The organism is Candidatus Lernaella stagnicola (genome assembly GCA_030765525.1).
GTDB classification, from domain to species: Bacteria; Lernaellota; Lernaellaia; order Lernaellales; family Lernaellaceae; genus Lernaella; species Lernaella stagnicola.
The window spans coordinates 195,862-215,517 of the sequence record JAVCCK010000003.1 but is presented as its reverse complement, the minus strand read 5'-3'; the positions used below and the strand labels follow the sequence as shown (position 1 = coordinate 215,517).

Annotated in this window: 18 protein-coding genes; 14 read left to right on the top strand and 4 right to left on the bottom strand. The window is 58.9% G+C overall.

Annotation, left to right across the window (positions count from 1 at the left end):
• The first annotated feature begins 33 nt into the window (after positions 1-33).
• The 8 genes from P9L99_01515 (at position 34) to glmS (ending at position 9,039) form a co-directional block, all read left to right on the top strand.
• Complete coding sequence (locus tag P9L99_01515) at positions 34-363, top strand: cytochrome c3 family protein (GenBank protein MDP8222012.1); 330 nt, start codon at positions 34-36, stop codon at positions 361-363.
• Between the two features lie 111 nt (positions 364-474).
• Positions 475-1,041: a hypothetical protein gene (locus P9L99_01510; protein MDP8222011.1), complete on the top strand. Its 567-nt coding sequence runs from the start codon at positions 475-477 to the stop codon at positions 1,039-1,041.
• Positions 1,042-1,612: 571 nt separating this feature from the next.
• On the top strand, positions 1,613-2,782 hold the full coding sequence (locus tag P9L99_01505) for a pyridoxal phosphate-dependent aminotransferase (protein MDP8222010.1): 1,170 nt from the start codon (positions 1,613-1,615) through the stop codon (positions 2,780-2,782).
• Positions 2,783-3,163: 381 nt separating this feature from the next.
• The gene (locus P9L99_01500) at positions 3,164-4,714 is read left to right on the top strand and encodes an acyl-CoA carboxylase subunit beta (GenBank protein MDP8222009.1); all 1,551 of its coding nucleotides are present in this window, start codon (positions 3,164-3,166) and stop codon (positions 4,712-4,714) included.
• A 340-nt stretch (positions 4,715-5,054) separates the two neighbouring features.
• Positions 5,055-6,017 (top strand): hypothetical protein, encoded by a 963-nt coding sequence (locus P9L99_01495; protein MDP8222008.1) that lies wholly within the window; start codon positions 5,055-5,057, stop codon positions 6,015-6,017.
• A gap of 159 nt (positions 6,018-6,176) precedes the next feature.
• On the top strand, positions 6,177-7,157 hold the full coding sequence (locus P9L99_01490; GenBank protein MDP8222007.1) for a sugar phosphate nucleotidyltransferase: 981 nt from the start codon (positions 6,177-6,179) through the stop codon (positions 7,155-7,157).
• A 52-nt stretch (positions 7,158-7,209) separates the two neighbouring features.
• On the top strand, positions 7,210-7,608 hold the full coding sequence (locus P9L99_01485) for a hypothetical protein (GenBank protein ID MDP8222006.1): 399 nt from the start codon (positions 7,210-7,212) through the stop codon (positions 7,606-7,608).
• A gap of 15 nt (positions 7,609-7,623) precedes the next feature.
• A complete protein-coding gene (gene glmS / locus P9L99_01480) occupies positions 7,624-9,039 on the top strand; it encodes a glutamine--fructose-6-phosphate transaminase (isomerizing) (protein ID MDP8222005.1) in 1,416 nt (471 codons plus the stop codon).
• 7 nt (positions 9,040-9,046) lie between these two features.
• On the opposite strand, the gene P9L99_01475 is transcribed toward glmS, so the two are convergent.
• The 3 genes from P9L99_01475 to P9L99_01465 all read right to left on the bottom strand — a co-directional run bounded on the left by P9L99_01475 (position 9,047) and on the right by P9L99_01465 (position 11,587).
• Positions 9,047-9,430, bottom strand: a complete 384-nt coding sequence (locus P9L99_01475; protein MDP8222004.1) for an AgmX/PglI C-terminal domain-containing protein — start codon at positions 9,428-9,430, stop codon at positions 9,047-9,049.
• A gap of 71 nt (positions 9,431-9,501) precedes the next feature.
• Positions 9,502-10,161 (bottom strand): outer membrane beta-barrel protein, encoded by a 660-nt coding sequence (locus tag P9L99_01470; protein ID MDP8222003.1) that lies wholly within the window; start codon positions 10,159-10,161, stop codon positions 9,502-9,504.
• Between the two features lie 61 nt (positions 10,162-10,222).
• Positions 10,223-11,587 (bottom strand): YchF/TatD family DNA exonuclease, encoded by a 1,365-nt coding sequence (locus P9L99_01465; GenBank protein ID MDP8222002.1) that lies wholly within the window; start codon positions 11,585-11,587, stop codon positions 10,223-10,225.
• A gap of 117 nt (positions 11,588-11,704) precedes the next feature.
• On the opposite strand from P9L99_01465, the gene P9L99_01460 reads away from it, so the two are divergent.
• From P9L99_01460 to P9L99_01435, 6 genes are all read left to right on the top strand, one after another.
• Positions 11,705-13,114, top strand: coding sequence for a sigma-54 dependent transcriptional regulator (locus tag P9L99_01460; protein MDP8222001.1), 1,410 nt, complete (start codon positions 11,705-11,707; stop codon positions 13,112-13,114).
• Between the two features lie 298 nt (positions 13,115-13,412).
• Positions 13,413-13,763 carry a prepilin-type N-terminal cleavage/methylation domain-containing protein gene (locus tag P9L99_01455; protein MDP8222000.1) on the top strand — a complete coding sequence of 117 codons (351 nt, stop codon included), beginning with the start codon at positions 13,413-13,415 and terminating at the stop codon, positions 13,761-13,763.
• A 142-nt stretch (positions 13,764-13,905) separates the two neighbouring features.
• The gene (locus P9L99_01450; protein ID MDP8221999.1) at positions 13,906-16,110 is read left to right on the top strand and encodes a DUF2723 domain-containing protein; all 2,205 of its coding nucleotides are present in this window, start codon (positions 13,906-13,908) and stop codon (positions 16,108-16,110) included.
• Positions 16,111-16,121: 11 nt separating this feature from the next.
• On the top strand, positions 16,122-16,856 hold the full coding sequence (locus tag P9L99_01445) for a glycosyltransferase (GenBank protein MDP8221998.1): 735 nt from the start codon (positions 16,122-16,124) through the stop codon (positions 16,854-16,856).
• Positions 16,853-17,545: a glycosyltransferase gene (locus P9L99_01440; GenBank protein MDP8221997.1), complete on the top strand. Its 693-nt coding sequence runs from the start codon at positions 16,853-16,855 to the stop codon at positions 17,543-17,545. Before P9L99_01445 ends, P9L99_01440 begins: the two co-directional genes overlap by 4 nt.
• Entirely contained in the window at positions 17,542-18,360 is an 819-nt protein-coding gene (locus P9L99_01435; GenBank protein ID MDP8221996.1) for an SUMF1/EgtB/PvdO family nonheme iron enzyme, read from the top strand. Before P9L99_01440 ends, P9L99_01435 begins: the two co-directional genes overlap by 4 nt.
• Here the strand turns inward: P9L99_01435 and P9L99_01430 are convergent.
• Positions 18,357-19,649, bottom strand: a complete 1,293-nt coding sequence (locus tag P9L99_01430; GenBank protein MDP8221995.1) for a PQQ-binding-like beta-propeller repeat protein — start codon at positions 19,647-19,649, stop codon at positions 18,357-18,359. The genes P9L99_01435 and P9L99_01430 overlap by 4 nt on opposite strands.
• Positions 19,650-19,656: the final 7 nt, after the last annotated feature.

Genomic DNA, 19,656 nt, shown 5'->3' with positions numbered 1-19,656 from the left:
GATGTCAATTACGGGTAGAAGGAGGATTTTCTGATGAAGAAGACTCTCGCAATCCTGATGGCCCTTGCTTTTGTGATGGCGATCGCGGGCGCCGTCTTGGCGGTCGATGATGTGATCAAGCTCGCCAAAGACTACAAGGGTGGTTTGGATTTCACGCACAAGAAACACAACGACTACGCGGGTGGGAATTGCAAGACATGTCACCATACGGGTGAAAACACCGCATGCCACACTTGTCACGATGCCACGGGCAGCAAGGCCGGCGGTATCAACACAAAGACGGCCTTCCACAAGCAGTGCAAAGACTGCCACAAGAAAATGGGGAAAGGCCCGACCGGCTGCAAAGATTGTCACTCCGGCTGATCGGCTAGTAAAAAAAACAGGAAAGCCCGGGGTTTCCCGGGCTTTTTTTTTGTTGAATCGCCGTAAACGGGTTATCTTTTTGCTCAGAGAATGGGGAAAAGGAAACGAAGCATGCGCACATTGTCTCTCGCTATCCTTTGCGTTTTGGCCGCGGTTGCTCTCGCTGCCGCTTCGCCTGCCGGTAACGACTATTGGCTCGCGTTCGGCCCTTTCTTGACTGCGGGCGGACACTTCCAAGCCGAAAAAGATGCTGCTACAGAAGCCGCCGACGGCTTTATGGGCGGCGGGCTGAGCATCGGGCACATCGAGAATTTTTCGTGGTTGGCTCTTTTCGAGGGCGATTACCTACCGGCTTCTTCCGCGGGCCAGATACGCGGCGAAGCGACCGCCGGGTTTTCCTACCTGACTCTGGGTGGCTCCATCTCCCAAACCTACGGCCACCGCGGCATACTCGCCGGGGGGCCGGTTGTCGCCTTCTCGTATCCCTTTGTCTCACCGGAAGGTCCGCGCACGCGGGCGCACTTGGTCGGAGTTTTTTATCGCCTGGACCTGCCCCTGACCGGTGAGGAAGACGAGTTCGAAATCCGCCATCAGGCCGGTGTGCGCTTCCTTTTTGATACGCCCGGCTTGGCGTATATCATGAGCAGACCGCAAAAATCCTGGTGGATGCCGAAGTAGAATCACCACCCGGACAAGGCCCGCCAAGCGGTGCCTGGACCGGACAAGGTCCGGGGCTAGGACCGCGTGCACCCGACGTCACTGCATCTGCGACCGGCGTCTTCGTCGCCTTGGCGAGCTTCACACAAAACCGTAGGAATGCCGGGTGGCATAGTCTCACCGCCATCGGCGGGGAGGCTGTGCGGCTGGGGGAAAACGGGGACATATACTTGTTATGTGTTCCGTTTTTACGCTGCAGGAGCGGGAATCCAGAAGCACGCGCCGAATCGTGCCTGGTACGGAGCGGAAGAGTTCGAAAGGATCATCCTGAATGACGGTCTCGACGGAGCAAAAGATACGTCCGATAATTAAGCATGCTGTCCTGGGAATTGCCGGGAATCACAGTGCGCCCTCAAGTTCCAACGGAGGCGACGAGGAAGGGGCCGGCTGTGGTGTGTTGTGTAGTCACGAATTCTCAGAAAGTGTATTCTAAAAACTTTGATACCTTACTTCCCGATTAACATGCGATTCAAGCGAATCAGGAAGACGCGTCGAAAAGGTGTACTAACCGCAGATCGACAAGGATTTATGAATGAGCAATACAACAATGATTTCTAAAAGAGTGGAGCGAATACCAAAATCAGCCATCCATGAGATGACGCGTTTATCAAAGGAGATAGAGGATGTCGCGTTTTTGTCATGGGCCAAGCCGACATCAAAGGCGCCGCTGCATATCAGGGATGCGGCGACCAAGGCGATTAGAGAGGGGCTGACGGACGGCTACTCCGAAAGTTCAGGACTATTGTCGTTGCGAATCGAAATCGTAAAAAAGCTTAAAAGGGATAACCAGATTGATGCCGACCCTTCCCAAATCATCGTCACCGTGGGCGCCATCGAAGGTCTGGCGGCCGCGGTAATGGCCATTGTAGACCCGGGAGATGAAGTTATCCTTCCCTCGCCCACATATGCCACCCACGTCAATCAGGTTGTTCTCGCCTCGGGAAAGCCGGTTTTTGTTCCGCTCATCGAGGATGACGGCTTTACTATCGATGTCAATGCTTTGGAAAAAGCCATAACATCCAGGACCAAGGCGATTCTATACTGCACCCCAAACAACCCGACCGGTACCGTTTTCCACGAAAGGCAGCTTCGCCAAGTTGCTGAACTCGCATTGAAGCACAACTTGATGGTGATCACCGACGAAGCTTATGAGTACTTTACTTTCAACGGTCACAAACATTTTTCAATTGCGTCGATTCCGGAAATGAAAAAGAACGCCATCAGTTGCTACACTTTTACCAAGACCTATGCCATGACCGGATGGAGAGTCGGCTACTTGCATGCCGATAAGGATATTATCCCTCAGATCGCCAAAGCCCATATTCCCTTAGCAATTTGCGCGCCGGTGGCCTCCCAATACGCCGCGCTTGCCGCTTTAAAAGGACCGCAGGACTGTATCGAAGAGTTCCGGAGAAAGTACGAGTCGGCCAGGGATTTGATGTGTTCGCGTCTCGATAATCTTAGTCATGTATTTGAATACCAAAAGCCTAGCGGTTCTTATCTCATGTTTCCCAAAATACTATTGGCGGAAGGAGCCGACTCGGGAATCTTTTGCAGGAAACTCCTGAGGGAAGCAAAGGTATCGACAACGCCCGGGATCGATTTCGGACCGACAGGCGAAGGGCATCTGCGGCTGTCGTTTTGTGTGCCCGAAGAGATGATAAACACGGCCTTCGATCGAATGGAGGCCTTCTTCAGCTAAACAACCGCTTTTCAAAGGGTGCCTACAGAGTTTCGGAATTTAAGGGACACCCATAACCGCGTGAATCATGGTCCTTCCTCGAAAACTTCTTCTATGTTGTGCGTGCGTGCACAGACTCCCATTCGCACCGCGTTCGCCGGCCGTCCGAATCGCGCGGTTCAAGCACGCATGGTCTAAGGATCGCCATAAGGCCGCAAACGCAGGCTGTGGTTCGGATACCCACGGAGCGAAGCAAGATTCAACGGCTCCATGCTTCATCCCGGGGCCCTCATTGTTTTTTTCCGGTACAAACGCTAAACGTATGGCAACTTCCACGGTCGGCGCCGACGCGGACCTTCGAGTCCGGCCGCACGCTGTCCGGAGCTGTGAAAAGGGGTTGCCATGAGCGAAAAAGACGCGCTGCAAAGACTGCAAGAGACGAATCGGCAAGCGCTGCTCGGCGGCGGGCAGGAACGCATCGACAAGCACCACGCCGGCGGCAAAATGATCGCTCGCGAGCGCCTCGAAACCCTGTTTGATCCCGGTAGCTTCCGCGAGATCGACCGCTTTGTCGTCCATCGGTGCCATGACTTCGGGATGGAAGGAAAGCAGATACTCGGCGACTCGGTCGTGATCGGTTACGGCACGGTCGAGGGACGCACCGCGTTTGCCTACGCCCAGGACTTCACGACCTTCGGCGGCAGCTTATCGGGCGTGGCGGCACAGAAAATCTGCAAGGCGATGGATCTGGCCATGACCAACGGCGCGCCCCTGATCGGCCTGAACGATTCGGGCGGCGCGCGCGTGCAAGAGGGCGTGGTCAGCCTTGGGGGTTACGGCGATATCTTCCTGCGCAACACGTTGGCCTCGGGCGTGATCCCGCAGATCAGCGTCATCATGGGGCCGTGCGCGGGCGGCGCGGTTTACAGCCCGGGCATCACCGACTTCGTGTTCATGGTGGAAAAAACGAGCCACATGTTCATCACCGGCCCCAACGTCATTAAAACCGTCACCGGCGAAGATGTCACCTTCGACACGCTGGGCGGCGCGGGGCCGCACACGTCCACCAGCGGCGTGGCCCACTTTGCCTACCCGGATGAGACGACGACGCTGCAGGCGGTCCGCCGCTTGCTTTCGTATTTCCCGAGCAACAACACCGACGATCCACCGATCTACGATGTGAACGACCCCGTCGACCGCGAAGACCCCGAACTCGACACCCTCGTGCCTGAGAACCCGAACCAGCCGTACGACGTGCGCGACGTCATTCACCGCGTGGTCGACGTGCAATCCTTCATGGAAGTGCACGCGAATTTCGCGCCGAATATCGTGGTGGGCTACGCGACCTTCGGCGGTCGGCCGGTGGGCATTGTGGCTAACCAGGCCGCGGCGAAGGCCGGGACGCTGGACATCGACGCCAGCGTGAAGGGCGCGCGTTTTGTGCGTTGCTGCGACGCCTTCAATATCCCGATCGTCACCTTCTGCGACGTGCCCGGTTTCCTGCCCGGCACCGATCAGGAATACGGCGGTATCATCCGCCACGGCGCGAAGCTCATCTACGCGTACTCCGAGGCGACCGTGCCGAAAATCACCGTCGTTTTACGCAAAGCCTACGGCGGCGCGTACGTCGTGATGGGCTCCAAGCACCTGCGCACCGACATCAACTATTCCTATCCGGGCGGCGAGATCGCGGTGATGGGCCCCGACGGCGCAGTGAACATCGTGTTCAAAAAGCAGATCAAAACCGCCGAAGACCCCAAAGCTGAGCGTGGCAAATTGGTGGGCGAGTACCGCGAAAAATTCGCCAGCCCTTACATCGCGGCGGGCCGCGGCTACATCGACGAAGTTATCGTGCCGCGCCAGACGCGCCGCAAAATCTACGAAGCGTTGATGCTGCTGCGCAACAAGCAAGACGACCTGCCGCCCAAGAAGCACGGCAATATTCCGCTGTAGAGCCCCGAAACAGGGCGGCGTAAGCGGAGCGTAAGAGAGCTTCTTTTACTGCATGCGACGATCGGTTGCTGTCGTGACGTGTTTCCATACGCGGCCTATTGTTTTCGCGCGTTCTACTTTCTCGGGTTTGGATTGGACGTAGTTCGAAGTGGAGTCTCGCATCCGAAAAATCAAGTATATCCGGTACGGCGCATATGGACTCTTGTTCCTGGGCGCCGTGACGCTTGTTTTCGTTTTGATTTTTCACGGTGCAGCCACTCGCACGCCACCGCACGCCGGGCTTGATGATGAACTTACGCCCCCATCCCGAGAGAGAGCTTCCACGTTCCAGGGTGGTGGCGTGCTCGTCAACGAAAGTCAGGGCAGCGAATGGGATTGCAGACATAAACGAGGATGCGACTGTGTTGACGGCTATTTGCAGTTCCTGGAAATGGCGAGAGCCGGCGATAACGCCAAGACGGAAGACGAACTGAAGGGATCCTTTCGCAACGCGGATGAGGGGCGCGTTGCCCAAGAATCCGTAACCCCGAAGGAACTGGCGGATCGACTGGTCCGGATTCTGAATGTCGATTTCTTTTGGGACAATATCGAGAGCGAACTCCTGCACGTAACCATCGCGCAAAAACGGGAACATCAGAATTATTTCGAGCAGGAACTGCTTCTTTCCAATGAATACGTGGGTACCTGGCGCGCGATTCTTCTGTTGCCGAAGGGGCCGGGACCGCACCCGGCGATTGTCGCGTTGCATGGCCACGGTGATAGTCCGGAAAGCTTTCGCGACCGCTTGTTCGGAAAAGACTATCCGGCGCACGGTTACGCAATATTGATACCCGCGTTTCGCCTGATGTGCGGCGGGGCTTCGGAAGGCAAGATTTCGAAGGAGTTGCTTCTGCACGGCCACAGCCTGTTGGGCGTGCGTTGCTACGAGACGCTTCTCGCGGTGAAATTCTTGCTCGCAAACAAAGCGGTAGACAGTGAAAGGCTTGGCCTGATCGGCCATTCCGGCGGCTCCGCTTTGGGTAACCTGGTGTTCCGTATTGATCCCCGCTTTCGAGCGTGCGTGACCGACAACGTCAGCACCTACCATCGGTCCGTATCAGAGCGCGGCGGCTTTGACGACAACTACTTCGACGACATGCTGCCGGGCCTTTTCCCCCTGCACGAGGCGATTAACGATTTTGAAAACATTGGAAGGCCCGTTTTTGAAGCGCCCTACGGCTATCGCGATCCCCATACGAACAATAGCATCATGCCGCGAATATTCGATTTCTTTGACGACCACGTAAGGGAGCCAAGCCCTTAGCGCCGCGTATGTGGTTAGCGTAGCGGCGTCAACGGTACCCGTTTGTCAACGAGTCGGGAAAAGCGAAATCGCCGTGCGCAACGGTGACGAACAACCCGGCAGACAACGCGCGTAACCAGCCGTATAATCCCGATGCGATAAACACAAAAGGAGTGCCACGTGAGTTCTCTCGCGGTGATCATCCTTGCCGCCGGCAAGGGAACGCGGATGAAATCGGCGAAAACCAAGGTGCTGCACGAAATCTGCGGCCGGCCGATGGTGCTCTTCCCCATCGATCTGGCCACGCGTTTGCGGGCGAACAAGACGGTCGTCGTGGTGGGGCACCAAGCGGAGCAGGTCAAGCAGGCCATTCGCACTCTCCGCCCCCGTGTGAGGGTCGATTTCGCGCTGCAGAGCGAACAGAACGGCACGGGCCACGCTGTGTTGCAGGCCAAAAAGGCGCTGCGCGGTTTCCGCGGCGAGGTGTTGATCCTCTCCGGCGACGTACCCCTCCTGCAACTCGATACTCTTCGCGCCTTGCAGCGGCAACACCTGAGCAAGAAAGCCGACCTCACCGTGATGACAACCTTCATGGACGACCCGACCGGTTACGGGCGTTGCGTGGTGGGCGAGGGCGGTCGCTTGGAACGCATCGTCGAGCATAAGGACGCCACGGCCGCCGAGCGGCGCATCGAAGAAATCAACGCGGGAATTTACTGCATCGATTCTCAGTTGCTCTGGCGTTCGCTGGCGAAGATCGGCACCGATAACGCCCAGGGTGAAATGTACCTTACCGATATCGTGCACGTGGCGGGCGCGGCCAAGAAAAGCGTCTATACGTTCGCCGCCGAGGATGCCGAAGAAGTGTCGGGCGTCAACAGCCGCGCGGATTTGGCGCGGATCGCCGAGCTCGTGCGCGGGTTCATCAACGACGAGCACATGCGGGCGGGCGTGACGATGCTCGATCCTTACAACGCGTACATCGACTTCGGCGTCAAGATCGGGCCGGATACCGTGCTCGAACCGGGCGTGATGCTGACCGGGAAAACGCGCGTCGGTGCGGGCTGCCGCATCGGTCTAGGTGCTCGTTTGCACGACGCAATCGTCGCCGACGACGCGGAAGTTCCCGCTCACGCGGATTTGAAAAAAAGCCGAAAATAAAGAAAAGATACAGCACGCAACCGAAAACCGAGCGGGCCACGGAGTCGATTCAATGTGCGGAATAATTGGATACGTCGGTCCGGCCAATCCGTCCGAGATTCTCCTCGACGGTCTCAAAAGGTTAGAATACCGAGGCTACGATTCAGCGGGCATGGCCGTGCTGTGCGACGGCAAAGTGCGCTTGCGCCGCAGTGTGGGCAAGCTGCGAAATTTGGAACTCTCGCTACGCGACGATCCGTTGGAAGGAACGCAGGGTATCGGGCACACGCGGTGGGCCACCCACGGCAAGCCGTCGATCATCAACGCCCACCCGCACAAGGCGGGGCCGATCAGCCTCGTGCACAACGGCATCATCGAAAACTTCGACCGGCTGGCTGAAGAGTTGATCCAAGCGGGCGTGGAAATCGAATCGGAAACCGACACGGAAATTGTCGCCCACCTCATCGGGTAAAACATCGGCCGGGGAATGAGCCTTCTCGAAGCCGTGCGGGCTTCGATTACGAGGCTCGAAGGCGCCTACGCTTTTGTCGCGCAGAGTGTGGAAGAGCCCGGCACGCTCGTGTGCGCGCGCAAAGGTAGCCCGCTCGTGGTCGGGCACGGCGAAGGCGAGTCCTTCGTGGCTAGCGATCTGCAGGCGGTGATCGGCCGCACGCGACAGGTCGATTTCCTCAACGACGACGAGGTCGCCTTCATCCGCCCGGGCGAAATTCGAGTTCTAGACGCCGACGGCCAAACCGTTGAGCGCGCTCCCCAAACGGTGACGTGGAACCGCATCGACATCCAAAAGGGCGGTCACAAACACTTCATGCACAAGGAAATCTTCGAGCAGCCCCGCGCCGTTATCGACTCCATCCAGGATACTTACGACCCCGGCCAGGCCTCGTTTTTCTATATCGACGAGGCCTTGACCCTGGAGCAGCTTGCCGGATTCAAACGCTGCTATCTGGTGGCCTGCGGCACCGCCTACCACGCTTGCATGATCGGCAAAACCTACATCGAAAACCTGGCGCGGGTGCCGGCCGAATTTACGTACGCCTCCGAATTCCGCTATTGCGACCCCATCGTCGATGAAGAAACACTGATGGTCGTCGTCAGCCAATCCGGCGAAACCGCCGACACCCTGGCGGCGATGCGCGAAGGTCGCCGACGCGGCGCCACGGCCCTGGCGATCGTCAACGTGCCCGGCTCGACAATCGCCCGCGAGGCCGACAGCGTGTTGTTCACCCACGCCGGTCCGGAAATCGGCGTGGCGTCCACGAAGGCCTTCACCACGCAATTGGTGGTGCTGTACCAGCTCGCGGTACAGATGGGACGCGCCACCGGCCACCTCGGCGCAGCCGACACGCTTTTGCGGCTCCACTCGTTGCTGCGGGTTCCCAACCAAATGGAAGAAATTTTCGCCTGCGAAGAGAAAATCAAGCTCATCGCCCGCGAGTTCCACCGCATGAGGTGCTTCCTTTTTCTCGGTCGCGGCCCCAATTTCCCCATCGCCTTGGAAGGGGCGCTCAAGCTAAAAGAGATCAGCTATCTGCACGCCGAAGGGTATGCCGCGGGCGAGATGAAACACGGCCCCATCGCCCTGGTCGACGACAACATGCTCGTACTCGGGTTGGTGCCCCAGGGCGAAATGGCCGCCAAGATGATTTCCAACCTGCAGGAAGTGCGCGCCCGGGACGGCAAGGTTGTGGCGATCGTGGAGCGCGGAGTGACCGTGCCGGAAGATATCGCCGACGACGTCATCGAGGTGCCCGAAGCCGATTCACTCATTTTGCCGATGCTGATGGTGTTGCCGCTGCAACTGCTGGCCTACCACGTTGCCGACCACCTGGGCACGGATATCGACCAACCGCGTAACCTGGCCAAATCGGTGACCGTCGAATAAGGCGGCGTTATTTGGTTGGGGTGGCGGCGAACTTGAACACGGTTTCGAAGTAGCGGGGCGCGTCGGCCGATGGCCATGTCTTCTCGTGCAACGCTTCCACGATACATTTCGTGACGCCGGCGTTGCCCAGAGTGTCGTCCCGCGCTTGCACGCCCGCCGTCTTGCCGCCCGCGTCGATATCCACCCGTACTACCAGCCTGCCGGCCAGCGATGCGTTCTTTTTCAGCGCATCGTCGTAGCACTTGGTGATCGTCTCCATCGAACGATGGAGCGCGAGCTTGTAGCGCCGCCCGCTGATGCTTTCGATGTCGATCTGTTCGGGTTCCGCTGCGTCAGCTAGAAGCGGGGTTAACGCCGCAATGGCAAGACAAAATAGGACCAAATACCGCATGGATGCCCTCCCTTCGGCCTTGACCTGCTCCCCCAGTGTCGCGTGATGCACGGCAATGGTCAAGCGATGTTTTAGAAGCGGAACCTCACCCCAAGCGAACCGCCCACATTAAACATCTCGATATCCCTCTTTTCCGTCACCGTGGGCGCCTCGCGCGCCCCGCCCACGCGGACCGGATTGGCCACGTCGCGCTCGAATTTCAAACTAGAAAGGTAGTTGTAACGAGCTTCGAGATAAACGCCGACGTGACGACTAATTTCCACGTCACAGCCCAAATAAGGCGAGAACGCGAAAAGAAAATCAGACTCTGAATCCGTCAGGTCGCCTTCGCTCACATCCGCGTTGCCGGGTAGATCCCGCGCTTTGGCCGCGACGCCCGCGTAACTGCCGCCCAAACCCACTCCGAGGTACGGATTGAATCGCTCGCCGGGCAAGGTGTAGAAAGTGCCCGTCACTTGAAACGGCACCTGGTAGCCGGTCACAACCTGCGTATACGACTCATTGGAGATCTCGGCACCGTCGATAATCGGCAGACCGAGTTCGTCTTCGCGGGAACTGAACGCGGCGCCGGTCAACAAGCCCATCGAAAAGCGTTCGTTGACTTGATACCGCAAACTCAGGTCAAAGCCGTAGATCGGGTTGCCGGCAAAATCCCGATAACTATCAGCCAGCGGGAAACCGAAGAAGGGCCCGATCGCAAGCGAAAACAACAACGCTTTCACCAAAGCCATGGCAAGTGCTCCCGTCCGAAGTAGTAAACCTTATCTTAGCAAACGGCGGCTGTGAAAGGAATCAGCGAGCGCGGAACGCCACGCCGAGCATCGTTTCGGCAAAACGTCGCGTGGCTTCGATATCGACGCCGCTTTGGGTCACCGCCGTCGCGATCACTTCCGGCACGTAGCGCTTGGCCTGGCCGATGAAATCGGTCACCGCCGCAAACGCCTGCTCGCCGAACTCGGAACGGCATAACCGCTGATACTCGGCTGCGTCCGGGGCGTTGAGACTAACGCTGACCGCGTCGATCGCGCCCTTCATTTCCCTGGCCAATGCCCGGCCGTGGATCAACTCGGCTTGGCCGTTGGTGTTCAATCGAACACGGCGCGCGCCGCGTTTTTTGAGTTCCTTGGCGATCGCGATCATGTCGTCCCAACGAACCGTCGGCTCGCCTTCACCGCAGAAGACGATTTCCGGGTACGCGCTTGGATCGCCCACCGCGGCCAGCACTTCCTGCACGGTCGGCTCATCGTCGGGATCGAGATAGAGGTAGTGCTCGCCGAGCGTAAAATCCGGTTGTTTGATGCAGAAGACGCAGCAATTGCTACAGCGGCTTGTCAAATTCACGTACTTTGCGCCGCTGCGGTGCCCGTAGGCGATTTCGCCCCGGCGCCCGAAATGTTCGAAGCGAAATAACCGAAAGGCGTTCGTGGAGGTAACGCGCGCGACTTCTTCCAGCGACACACCGTGAACAGCGGCGATCTTTTCGGCGACATGCACCGTGTAAGCCGGCTCGTTACGCTTGCCACGGTACGGCATCGGCGCCAGGAAGGGGGCGTCGGTTTCGACCATGATGCGCTCCAGAGGCACGTGGCGTACGACGGCGCGGGTAGCGTCGTTTTTCTTGAACGTAACGTTGCCGGTGAAACTCAAGTCGAATCCGAGCGCGAGCGCTTCGTCGGCGATCTTTTCGTCCCCGGCGAAACAGTGAAACACGCCGCGGTGGCGGTCTCCTTCTTCCCGCAATATGCGCAGCGTCTCTTCGTGCGCATCGCGGTCGTGAACGATCAGCGGCAAACCCAGGCGGCGCGCCAAGCGGATTTGTTTTTGAAAGGCGAGGCGCTGGACGTCGTGCGGGCTGTAGTTCTTGAAAAAATCCAGGCCGACTTCGCCAAGGGCGACAACTTTCTTTTCGTGTGCCAACTCCTCGATGGCCGCCAGCGCGGCGTCGTCGGCAGTTTTGGCGTCGTGCGGGTGAATTCCCACGGCGGCGTAGACCGCATCGTATTGGTGAGCGATCTCCACCGCGCGGCGAGATGTTTGCACGTCCGTGCCGATCGTGAGCAGCCGCTGTACGCCGGCCTCGTGCGCCCGCGCAATTACGTCCGGTAGGTCGGCTTGAAACGAATCCCAGTCCAGGTGACAGTGCGTGTCGATCAGCATGATGACTCCTTGTGGGCTCTTATCATAGAGACGGCGCGGTACTTGTCCAGTTGACTTGCCCCGTCCGCCTTTGGCAAAAAGGAACAGCGCAATTCCTGCGCACTGGGAAGGGACCTGATGAAACCGCGTGTTTTGGTTGTCGACGACGAAGTGTCCATGCGCGAATTCCTGGAGATATTCCTGGCCAAGGCGGGATACGAGGTGATTACCGCGGCCGGAGGCAAGACCGCGTGCGAACTTCTCGACCGCCATCGCTTCGATTTGGTTATCACCGATTTGCGCATGCCGGAAGTCGACGGTATGCAGGTGTTGAAGAAAGCAAAGCAAGTCGATTCCGCGATGCCCGTCCTGATGGTCACTGCATACGCCAGCCACGAAACCGCCGTGCAAGCCATGAAAGAAGGCGCCTTAGACTACTTCACCAAGCCTTTCAACGTGGACGAAGTGCGCCTGATTGTCAGCAAGGCGCTGGAACGGCGCGAACTGTCGCGCGAGAACATCGCCCTCAAACAGCAACTCGGCGAACGCTACGGCTTCGGCAACCTAGTCGGCAGCGACCCCCGCATGCTGGAGATCTACGACATGATCCGCCGCGTTGCCGGCACCCCCACGAGCATACTGATCACCGGGGAAACCGGAACCGGCAAGGAACTCGTGGCTCGGGCGATGCATGTCAACAGCAACAGGTCAGACCATTCCTTCGTCGTGATCAACTGCGGCGCGATTCCGGCCGAACTGCTGGAAAGCGAACTATTCGGTCACCGCAAGGGAAGCTTCACCGGGGCCATCGCCGACAAAAAAGGCTTATTCGAGATCGCGAGCGGCGGCACCGTGTTCCTGGATGAAATCGGCGAATTGCCGATGGCTCTGCAGGTCAAACTGCTACGCGCGCTCCAGGAACGCCGCATCATGCCCGTGGGGTCGATGCGCGAGGTGGAAATAGATGTCCGCGTCGTTTGCGCCACGAACCGCGACCTCGAGCACGAAGTGAAGGAGGGACAATTTCGCGAAGACCTGTTTTACCGGCTCAACGTGATTCAAATCGCCATGCCGCCGCTGCGGGATCGCCGGGGCGACATACCCCTCCTGGCCAATTTCTTCCTCGAGAAGTACGTCAAGATCCTCGGGCGCGACATCCGGCGTATCAGCAGCGAAGCGATGAACTTCCTGCAAAGCTACGGTTATCCCGGTAACGTCAGAGAACTAGAGAATATTATGGAACGCGCCGTAGCGCTGGAAATCCGCGATGTAATTATGCCCGACTCCCTGCCACCGCACGTTCTGCGGCAGGATTTGGATATGTCGCGGCTCAAGCAGCATCTGTCGATTCCGCCGCAAGGCGTCAACCTCGACGAAGTTATGCTGGAGATCGAAGCGGACTTCCTGGCCCAGGCGCTGGAGCTGTCCGGCGGCGGCAAGAAAGCTGCCGCGGAACTGCTGGGGATTTCCTTCCGCTCGTTTCGCTACCGGCTGTCCAAGCTGGGCGTCGACCCCGGCAAGGATGACGAAGAGGACGACCTCGATTGATCGGCGCGCAAAGGGTCCAATATCTGGTAATATGGGCAAATAATTTATGGCTTTCTGGGAGACACGGAGTGACAATTATCGTCACTTCCCGTTTTTGAGTGACGTTTCTCGGCCCCCCATAGCCGAGTTTTCCAGTGACGAGTTTAGTTGCGAAAAACATTTTATGTTATTAATCATATAGTTATGATGGATCTATCGAAATCGATAATGGTTGGTACGGGCATTGCAAAATCATAAGCCGCGAATGTGCGAATTATAATGTGGAGCACACATACTTAACACAGCAGGAGGAGATGAGATGAGAAACAAAGGTTTTACGCTGATTGAGCTGATGATCGTTATCGCCATTATCGGTATTTTGGCCCTTATCGCGATTCCGAACTTCGTGCAGCTTCGCGCCAAAGCTTACAACGCTTCGGCTCAGAGCGCCGGCTACAATGCGAAGATCGCCCAAGAGCTGTATTATCAGAACAGCGGTGGCGACAACGGCGGTGGCTACACCAGCTCCTTGGCCGATCTGCTCGCGTGGGACAAGAACTTGACGGACGATGCGTTGGTCACGTTCAGTTTTGTGGGATCTAACCAGTCCGGTTACACCTTCAACACCAGCCACCACAAAGGTGACACCTCCTACGAGTTCTCCGACTAAGCAATTCGATAGCTTAGGCTGGAACCAAAAGGACCCGGTATTCCGGGTCCTTTTTTGTATTCTGTTTCAACTACCCGACGATTTGCGAAAACACGGTAATTCTGACATGTTCGATCCGTACTAACGCGATGAAGATGGAGCCGTGACGTTTCCTATCCGCCGCTTGGTGTTCTGGCTCACCGGCTTGGTGTTGCTCGTCGTCTACTTGGCGGCGATCGCGCCGGGCGTGTTTTGGCGCGACAGCCTGGAGTTCTGTCTGATCGGGCACCAACTGGACATCGGTCACCCAGCGGGATCCCCTACCTTCTCTTTGCTATCGAAAACGTTGAGCTTCTTGCCCCTGGGAAACCTCGCGTGGCGAGCCAATCTGCTCAGCGCGTTGGCGGCGGTAGCGGCCGTGCTTCTGCTGTGGCGCGCCGTGCAAGCCTGGGCCGGCGTGCTCGGTTGTCAAGATGAGAAAGGCGCGTGGTGCTGCGGGGCCGTTGCGGCGCTGGCGATGGCTTTCTCACAGGCCTTTTGGGCTTGGGGCGAGGTTGCCGAAGTCTACACCCTACAAGCGGCGGCGCTCGCTGCTTTGTTGTGGCTGACGGCCACGGCGATTCAAGCGGATTTCGACGTCCGCCGGATCGCTCTGGTCGGTTTCTTGCTTGGCCTGTCATGCGGTGTTCACATGGCGCAGATTCTCTACATCCCGGCATTTGCCGCGGCGCTGCTTGTCGTGCGTCCGGGGATTCTGCGTTGGCGCGCCGCCTGGTGGATGGGCGTGGCTTTTGTGGCTGGATTCGCCGTTTTTGCCTACCTCCCGGTGCGGTCGTTGACGAATTTGCCTTACGATTATGGTAACCCCGAAACGTGGGACGCGTTCATCGCCCATATTACGGGGAAGAAATACGCCGCCGTGATTCACCAATTTCCGTGGGGCCGCATCCTCCGTAACACGCTGGCCTTGGCGCGGCACATTCCCGGCGAATTGGGACTGGTGACGACATTGGCGGCCATCGTGGGCCTCGGCGTCGTCGCGGTGCGCTCGAAGCGCGGGGCTTTGCTGATTGCGCTGCTCATCACCGGCCACCTCTATCTGTACATCAAGGATTGGTCGGCCGCGTTCGGATACATTCCGATTTTTCTCCTGTTCGCGTGGATCGCCGGTTTGGGATTGACCTGGGTGTGGGATCGTTTGACCGCCCACCGCACCGCCGAATCGCGCGCCGCGTTGCGTCCGGCGTTGGCGGCCCTGGCGGTCGTGGTGGTTGTGACTAATGTTTGGGCTCACGGATCCTATTGCTGCCGGGCGGACTACCAGGTGCCGCATCGTCATGGGCGCGCCGTGTTGGCCGGGCTACCCACCGGCGCGGTGCTCGTGGGTTATCAGGATCATTTGGCGTACAGCGCCTTTTATCAGCAGTATATCGAGCGTTGGCGCGATGATATTCAATTTGCCCACCGTGCGTGGTTGCCCTTTCGCGATGAAATTCAATACCGCTTCCCGAACTGGGATCTGGCCGCCTTGAGGGATGACGATCCGCAGCGGATGCACGATGTGCTCTTTGCCAACGCCGGTTCCGCCGGCGCCTATTGGGATTTTGGTTGGGAAAACATCCCCTACGTCGACGTGACCCGCATGCGCCCCAACGGGATGGTTTTTCAGCTTCTTGACAAGCCCTGGGACGGCACGCTGGACGACCGCGCGTTGTGGCAGCGGGACTTTGAGCCGCTGTATTCCGATCCCGCGGTGCGGCCGGGTGGATTCGATTTCACGGCGCGGGAAGTCTATTCCCGCGCGTTTAATGTCCGCGCCAAGTTCTTCGCCGACCGCGCGGAGTGGTCGCGCGCCACGCAAGCCGTCGAGAAGGCGATCGCCATTCGCCCGGATTTCGCCGACAACCATGCTCTGCTCGGCCTGATCCATTTGGCGCAAGGGGAAGTGGGCGCGGCCAGCCGGGAGATCAATCGCGCCATTGAGATCGATCCGTATAGCGTCATGAGTTTGCAGGCGCGAGGCCAATTGCGTCGCCACCTCGGACATCCGGATCTGGCGCTCGAGGATTTTCTGACCGCATACCGCTTGCGGGCCGATTCAGCGTCGGAAGGGATGACACTAGCGTCACAATTGATGGACGCCGGGCGTCCAGCGGACGCCGTCGACGTCCTGCGACGCGTGGAAAGACTGCCGCTGGATCGAGAAAAGGAATTGCACATTCAACAAGCGCTCGTGATGTTGTACGCCCACTTAGGACAGTGTCGAAAAGCGGCTGAATATCTGGAAAAAGCCGAGAGAAACGAGCCGGTTGATCAGGGCCTTGCCCGTTGGGTGGAGTCTTGTCGCCGCGGCGAGAAGTTGCGATAAATGGAACACGAATGAACAACTATGATCTTACCATTCTCGTGCCGGTGTACAACGAGCGGAACCGCCTCGATGCGGGTTTGCGCGATATTTTGGCGCTCATGGAACAGGCTCCTTTCTCGACGGAACTGCTGGTCGTCGACGACGGCAGCACCGACGGTACCGCCGTCCGCGTGGCCGAAACCATCGAGGGTCGCGACGACTGCCGCCTCATCGAGATTCCCGAAAATCGCGGCAAAGGACACGCCGTTAAAGTCGGCATGCTGGCCGCCGCCGGAGATGTGCGACTGTTTACCGACATCGACCTTTCCGTACCCATCGACAGGGCCGCGGATTTTCTGCGGCGCTGCCAAGCGGGGGCGGACGTGGTGATCGGAACGAGAAAAGTTGCCGCGAGTCAGGTCACCGTGCATCAGCCACGGCACCGCGCCATGTTGGGCGAGGTTTTTCGTCGCACAACGCGCTGGCTCTTCACGCCGGGCCTCTCGGATATCACCTGCGGTTTCAAAGCCTTTCGGGCTGCGGCAGCCGAGTCGCTCTATGACCAAAGCGTCATCAATCGTTGGAGTTTCGACGCCGAAATACTCTTCTTGGCGTTGCGATACGACCTGAAAATCGAAGAAGTACCGGTACTCTGGGAAAACAATCCGGAGACCAAAGTTCGTCTCGTGATCGATTTGCCCCGCAGCCTCCTGGAATTGCTGCGTGTGCGCTGGCGGTGGGCGAGGGGAGGATACCGCGCGCCATGAAGCGCCTCGTGCTTACCGTCACACGCAACGAAGCCCCCAATATCTCCGCGATGATCGCCGCCGTTCGAGACCGCGGTTTCGACCTGCTCGTCGTCGACGACAAGGGAAGCGACAACACCGCCGACTTGGTTCGCGCCGCCGCCGCCACCGATCCGCATGTGCATTTGATCGCGCGGGAAGGCAGCCCCGGATACGCCGCCGCGTCGCGGGACGGCTTCGCCTGGGCGCTGGCCGAGCGGTACGAGCAAGTCTGCCAACTCGATGCCGACGGTAGCCACGCGCCCGACCGGTTGGGCGTCATGTTTCGGGCGCTCGACGAAGTCGATGTGGCAATCGGTTCGCGCTATGTGTTCGGCGGCAGTCTGGAAGGCTTGCGCCCCGCCCGGCGATGGCTCTCTCGCATGGCCGGCGCGTTTGTACGCTCGCGACTCGGCGTGCCGGTGGCTGATCCCACGAGCGGTTATCGAGCGTGGCGCACGGAGTTCCTCGGCCGCGTGTTGCCGTTGGCGCAGGAAGCTTCCGGTTTCGCGTTCCTCTACGAGATGCTCTTCCACGCGGTGGCCCTCGGGGGGCGCGTCCGCGAAATCCCTATCGTGTTTGCCAAGCGCCGCGCCGGTGAATCGAAAATGTCGTGGAGCATCACGCGTGATGCCCTACGGGTCGTGCGACGCCTCCGGAAATCGCGATGAATCGTACGTGGTTGTTCACGCTGGTGATCGTCGCGGCGTTGGTGATCGTTTGGGCGGCGTGCCAGTCGGCGGGGGACGACGAACGAAACGGGCGTCAAGCCACTCCCGTGCCGGGCGACGACGATGACGACAACAACGACACCGCCGCGCCGTCGGACGACGACGACGATGATACCGACTCTCCATTCCCGCGTTGCCCCGGCCGTCCCGAGATGATCTTGATTCCGGCGAGCGATTTCATCTTTCGCTACGACGGCGACCGTTACGACGAAGCCGGTTTGTCCAGTGAGCGTATAGACCTCGATGATTACTGCATCGACGAGTTCGAATACCCCAACATCGCCGGTGAGTATCCGCTGCCGGTGAGTTGGAACGAGTCTGCGCAGCTTTGCGCCGCAATCGGCAAACGCTTGTGCAGCGGACCGGAATGGCAGAAAGCCTGCACGGGACCCGACAACACGGTCTATCCCTGGGGCGACAAATTCGACGATCAAATATGCAATACGCACACCGACGAGTGGGCCGCGCGTGAAGTGGCGCGTGCCGGGGCGTGGCCCGCATGCATCAGCGGATACGGTGTCTACGACATTGCCGGCAACTTATCGGAATGGACCGAAGACATCTGGCAGGAAGGGTGGCAGGACCGGACGGTGCGCGGCGGCGGGTATAACGTCAACCCGGCGAATCGCCAAGAGAAACAACCGGACGGATTTTGGGAATTTACAGCCTACTCCCAGGCGTGCAGTTCCATCCATCATCACGGGCCCGACAGCGTTCTTACCGACGACGGCACTCGTTGTTGCGCGGACCCCTAACGCCGGTTGAACACCGCGATACGACCATTGGCCGCGGCTGCGACGATGAAGCCGCCGGTTTGCGTCAACGCGATCAACCGATCACCGAAATCGTACAGTGCTCGCGGTCGCAGATCGACAATGCCAAACGAGACCAAGCGCCCCGGCGCCATTTCGGCATATACTCTCTGGCGGCTTAGCACATGCAGTCCGGAGGCCGTGCCGGCGAATTCGGCGCGGCCGTAACACTGGTTTCCGTACTTAGACATCCGCATGAGCGCGCTCTTCTCGATCCCGTCGACTTCGTCCTTGAACCGCATAAGCCAAAATACCGACGCGCCGTCATCGAAAAGCGGCAGCGGGTCGCCCGGCATGGGGTGAAAGAGACGCGTTTCGTCACGCTCCCGATAATGAAACGCCAAGCCGTTTTTGTAGCGTAATACCACGTAGGTTCTCGAGAGACCCATTACGCGACGGCCCCAATACCAAAGGCGCTCATACCAAACGCGTTGTGTCGATTCCTGACGCGCGACAACCACCGGCACCGGGGGGCGCGGTGTGTTAAGCCGCGATACGAAGCGTATTTTGCCGTTGTCGGCATCCACGCAAAAAAAGCGGTTCGCTCCGAAAAAATACAAAGACCCGTCCAGGTAGGTCGGCCAGCCCACGGCAGCGTGCCGCAACGACTTTTCATAAAGAACCGCGCCGGTTTGCAGGGACGCCGCCGTTAACCTCCGGCCGGCAACAAAAAATATGCGCTCGTTATTCTCGTCCAAACGGGCCCGCCAGAAACCGGTTTGCCGTGCAAATATCTCCCAACGCGAAGGAAACAACGGTTCCGCATGGCGCAAAAGGATTTCGTGATCCCCGGCCCGCATGATCACCGACGAGCCGTCGACCTGGGCCGCCAACCGCCGTGCGACCGGCTCAGGCGCCAACATCATATGATCGCCTTCGGTTTCGGTTACCAAAATGGGGGTACCGTCCTCGATCCGGTATTGGCGCAGCGAACCCTTGGCGGCGGCCCACACCCGGTGCGCGCCGACCGCAAGGCTCTGCAGATTGGGAATCCGCCGACGCCATATCGCCCGGCCTGACGCCGGATCGAAGGCGTGCAATTCGTCCGCCGTGGCTGCGAAAAGTCGCCCGTGGGCCGAAACGGCGTCGACGAGCGGCTCGCCGACATCAATTTGCAGGCGCGGTGTGAGTTGCCTCACCGATTCATCGTCCGCGGTCGCCGAGCCGGTCAAGAGGGCGACCAAGCATACAACGAGCCACAAACAACGAGAGTAGGCGGTGAAATTCGACATCAACAAA

Coding starts and splice junctions, on each gene's coding strand:
- P9L99_01440 (MDP8221997.1), top strand. CDS start 16,853: ATGAAGCGCCTCGTGCTTACCGTCACACGCAACGAAGCCCCCAATATC.
- P9L99_01485 (MDP8222006.1), top strand. CDS start 7,210: ATGTGCGGAATAATTGGATACGTCGGTCCGGCCAATCCGTCCGAGATT.
- P9L99_01475 (MDP8222004.1), bottom strand. CDS start 9,430: ATGCGGTATTTGGTCCTATTTTGTCTTGCCATTGCGGCGTTAACCCCG.
- P9L99_01455 (MDP8222000.1), top strand. CDS start 13,413: ATGAGAAACAAAGGTTTTACGCTGATTGAGCTGATGATCGTTATCGCC.
- P9L99_01435 (MDP8221996.1), top strand. CDS start 17,542: ATGAATCGTACGTGGTTGTTCACGCTGGTGATCGTCGCGGCGTTGGTG.
- P9L99_01445 (MDP8221998.1), top strand. CDS start 16,122: ATGAACAACTATGATCTTACCATTCTCGTGCCGGTGTACAACGAGCGG.
- P9L99_01465 (MDP8222002.1), bottom strand. CDS start 11,587: ATGCTGATCGACACGCACTGTCACCTGGACTGGGATTCGTTTCAAGCC.
- P9L99_01430 (MDP8221995.1), bottom strand. CDS start 19,649: ATGTCGAATTTCACCGCCTACTCTCGTTGTTTGTGGCTCGTTGTATGC.
- P9L99_01460 (MDP8222001.1), top strand. CDS start 11,705: ATGAAACCGCGTGTTTTGGTTGTCGACGACGAAGTGTCCATGCGCGAA.
- P9L99_01505 (MDP8222010.1), top strand. CDS start 1,613: ATGAGCAATACAACAATGATTTCTAAAAGAGTGGAGCGAATACCAAAA.
- P9L99_01510 (MDP8222011.1), top strand. CDS start 475: ATGCGCACATTGTCTCTCGCTATCCTTTGCGTTTTGGCCGCGGTTGCT.
- P9L99_01470 (MDP8222003.1), bottom strand. CDS start 10,161: ATGGCTTTGGTGAAAGCGTTGTTGTTTTCGCTTGCGATCGGGCCCTTC.
- glmS (MDP8222005.1), top strand. CDS start 7,624: ATGAGCCTTCTCGAAGCCGTGCGGGCTTCGATTACGAGGCTCGAAGGC.
- P9L99_01500 (MDP8222009.1), top strand. CDS start 3,164: ATGAGCGAAAAAGACGCGCTGCAAAGACTGCAAGAGACGAATCGGCAA.
- P9L99_01515 (MDP8222012.1), top strand. CDS start 34: ATGAAGAAGACTCTCGCAATCCTGATGGCCCTTGCTTTTGTGATGGCG.